Annotated in this window: 3 protein-coding genes; all 3 read right to left on the minus strand. The window is 67.4% G+C overall.

The genetic code is table 11. From position 1 onward, the window contains the following. Window positions 1–518: 518 nt before the first annotated feature. The gene (gene murA, locus QH283_RS16905; protein WP_280503951.1) at window positions 519–1,841 is read right to left on the minus strand and encodes a UDP-N-acetylglucosamine 1-carboxyvinyltransferase; all 1,323 of its coding nucleotides are present in this window, start codon (window positions 1,839–1,841) and stop codon (window positions 519–521) included. Between the two features lie 51 nt (window positions 1,842–1,892). Then, on the minus strand, window positions 1,893–2,474 hold the full coding sequence (locus tag QH283_RS16910) for a cob(I)yrinic acid a,c-diamide adenosyltransferase (RefSeq protein ID WP_280503952.1): 582 nt from the start codon (window positions 2,472–2,474) through the stop codon (window positions 1,893–1,895). Window positions 2,475–2,552: 78 nt separating this feature from the next. Next, window positions 2,553–2,975, minus strand: coding sequence for a DUF2550 domain-containing protein (locus QH283_RS16915; RefSeq protein WP_280503953.1), 423 nt, complete (start codon window positions 2,973–2,975; stop codon window positions 2,553–2,555). Between the last annotated feature and the right edge of the window lie 237 nt (window positions 2,976–3,212).

Consider the following 3,212-nt stretch of genomic DNA (forward strand, 5'->3'; position numbering starts at 1 on the left):
CCTGAGCCAGGATCAAACTCTCCGTTGAAGACTCACAATCACACCCCCACAGGGATGCAATCAGATCTAAACTAGAGTCCGAAAACCCAGCAAAACAATCGCCAGCCGGAAATTAGCTGACAAAAAATGTCTCATCCCCCCACGGGGGTGGGAGAACGAGAACCAAAAACAATATTTGGCACTGACATTCATCGACACACTATTGAGTTCTCAAAGAACACACGCACACACATCCGAACCAGAAAAACTCCGGCACATCCGTGAGGCAACTTCTCCAGCTTAGCGCGACCTTCTCCCGGAACCAAATCCGCGGTTTTCGGTCGAACCAGTGTGATCGCCAGGCGCTCCTCGTCCTACCTCGTTTCCCAGGCCTCGCCGAGCCTTGCGGCTCTGCGTCTCGGCTCCGGGTCGGTGTCCGTGTCGCTCTGACGTGGAATAAGTTACGGGCTGCCGTTGATCATTGTCAAATCGCCTGATCAGAAGGCATTTTCAACGACAGCCCGCGCGGGACCCGCCGATCAGTGCGCCGCCGAGCCTCGATGGTCCGCGGCATCGGCCTCGGCCGGTTCCACACCGACACGCTCCACCTGTCCCCCGAGCGCTTGGAGCTGCTCGACGAAGTTCGGGTAGCCGCGGTCGATGTGGAAGACATCGTGCACCTCGGTCACCCCGTCGGCGACCAGGCCGGCCAGCACCAGGCCCGCGCCCGCGCGGATGTCCGAGGACCAGACCGGAGCGCTGGACAGTCGGGGGATGCCGCGCACCACCGCGTGGTGGCCGTCGGTCCTGGCGTCGGCGCCCAGGCGGATCATCTCCTCCACGAAGCGGAACCTGGCCTCGAAGATGTTCTCGGTGATCATCGAGGTGCCGTCGGCGACGGCGGCCAGGCCGATGGCCATCGGCTGCAGGTCGGTGGGGAAACCGGGGAACGGCAGGGTCGAGAAGTTCACCGCGCGCGGGCGATCGGCCTGCACGACGCGAAAACCGTCCACCTCGAACGAGATTCGGGCGCCCGCCGAGCGCAGCTTGTCCAGCACCAGCGCCAGGTGCTTGGGATTGACGCCGGTCACCCGCACGTCACCGCGAGTCATGGCGGCGGCGATGCCCCAGGTGGCCGCCACGATGCGGTCGCCGATCACCCGGTGCTCGGTGGGGTGCAGCCGCTCGACGCCCTGGATGGTGAGCACCGAGGTGCCCGCGCCGCTGATCCTCGCGCCCATCTGCACGAGCATGTTGCACAGGTCGACGATGTCGGGCTCGCGCGCGGCGTTGTCGATGACGGTCTCGCCCTCGGCGAGAACGGCGGCCATGAGAATGTTTTCGGTGGCGCCCACCGACGGGAAGTCCAGCCGGATGCGCGCGCCGCGCAACTCCTCGGCGCGGGCCACGACGCAACCGTGCTCGATCTCGCTGGTCGCCCCGAGCAGGCGCAGGCCGGCCTGGTGCATGTCCAGCGGTCGCGAGCCGATGGCGTCGCCACCGGGCAACGCGACCACCGCGCGCTTGCACCGGGCCATGAGCGGGCCGAGCACGCACACCGAGGCGCGGAACTGCCGCACGGCCGGGAAGTCGGCGTGATACTTCGGCTCGGAGGGCGTGGTGATGGTGACCACCGAACGGTCACCCGGCTCGCCGTCGGAGATCACGACCTCGCAGCCGAGGCCGCGTAGGACCTCGGCCATCAGGGGGACATCCAGGATGTCCGGGCAGTTCGTGATCGTCGTAGTGCCTTCGGCCAGCAGCGCGGCGGCCATCAGCTTGAGGACGCTGTTCTTCGCGCCGCCCACCGCGACCTCGCCTACCAGGCGGCTGCCGCCGGTGACCAGAAACCGTTCACTCACAACGGGTAGCTTATCCACCACAGGGGGATGCCATCGGCGTGTAGGGCATCCTCATTCCGACGGCTCGCCGCCGCCCGGCTGCCAGAGCACGTCACCCTCGGGATTGGTGTGACGGCTGAGGATGAACAGCAGGTCCGACAGCCGGTTCAGATACTTCGCGGGCAGCACGCTGGTGTCGTCGGGATGGGCTTCGACGGCCGCCCAGGCCGAGCGCTCGGCCCGCCGCGCGACGGTGCGGGCGGTGTGCAGCAGCGCGGCCAGCGGGGTGCCGCCGGGCAGGATGAACGAATTCAGCGGCGCGAGTTCGGCATTGAACTCGTCGCACCATTTCTCCAACCGGTCGATGTAGTCCTGGGTGATGCGAAGCGGCGGATGCTTCGGTTCGGCGACCACCGGGGTGGACAGGTCGGCGCCCGCGTCGAACAGGTCGTTCTGGACGCGGCGCAGGACCTTCGTCAGGTGTTCGCCGGGATCACCGAGGGCGATGGCGACGCCGATGGCGGCGTTGGTCTCGTCGCAGTCGGCATAGGCGACCAGACGCGGATCGGTCTTGCGGACTCGGGAGAAGTCGCTGAGGCCGGTGGTTCCGTCGTCGCCGGTACGGGTGTAGATCCTCGTCAGGTGCACGCTCACGGAGACCAGCCTAGGGCCAGGATTCCCGGCGGCCCAGCGCCAGGCACGCAAGGGGGGCGCCGGGCGCGGCGTGGGGAATCAGAGGCCGCGCATGCGCCTGGCGCGATCCGACGGCCGCGATTCCACCCAGGACAGGAAAGCCGCCCGAGCCCCTCGATCGAGGGCGAGCTCGTAGCGGCCGTTGGGGTCGGATACCTCGGTGACGAGGATTTCGTCGCTCATGATGTCGTACTCGTCGCCGACCGGGCTGCGCCGATCGCCGATCTCGATGCCACGACGGTGGATCACCGAGTCGGGGCCGAGCTTGAGGCTGGTGAGCTTGAAGAAGACGAGCCGGTCCTCGTCGTAGCGGATCAGGCCGTGGCGCCAGCCCGCGCCGCCGTTGGCCGGCAGGACCCGCAGCAGCGCCGAGGTACCGCCGCGGCGGAGCATGCTCAGCCGGTAGACCGATATCAGGGCCACCGCGACCAGCAGAACCACCAGAATGATCAAGACAACCACTCCGGTGTGCAATGCGGTCCCGTCCTTTCGTTGCTCCGCCACCGTCCGAAACAGCGGCGGGTACCCAGCGGTGCAGACATTCAAACACGAGTCTACAAACGAGCCGACATCCGGTCGGTCGATCATCGTCGGGATCACGCGGTCCAGGCGATCACCGTGGGCACAAACGCCTGTCGGGGGGGGGGGGGGGGGGGGGGGGGGCGCCCGCGCGGGGGGGGGAGGGGGGGGGGGGGGGGG

Source organism: Nocardia farcinica, assembly GCF_029867845.1.
GTDB lineage: Bacteria > Actinomycetota > Actinomycetes > Mycobacteriales > Mycobacteriaceae > Nocardia > Nocardia farcinica_A.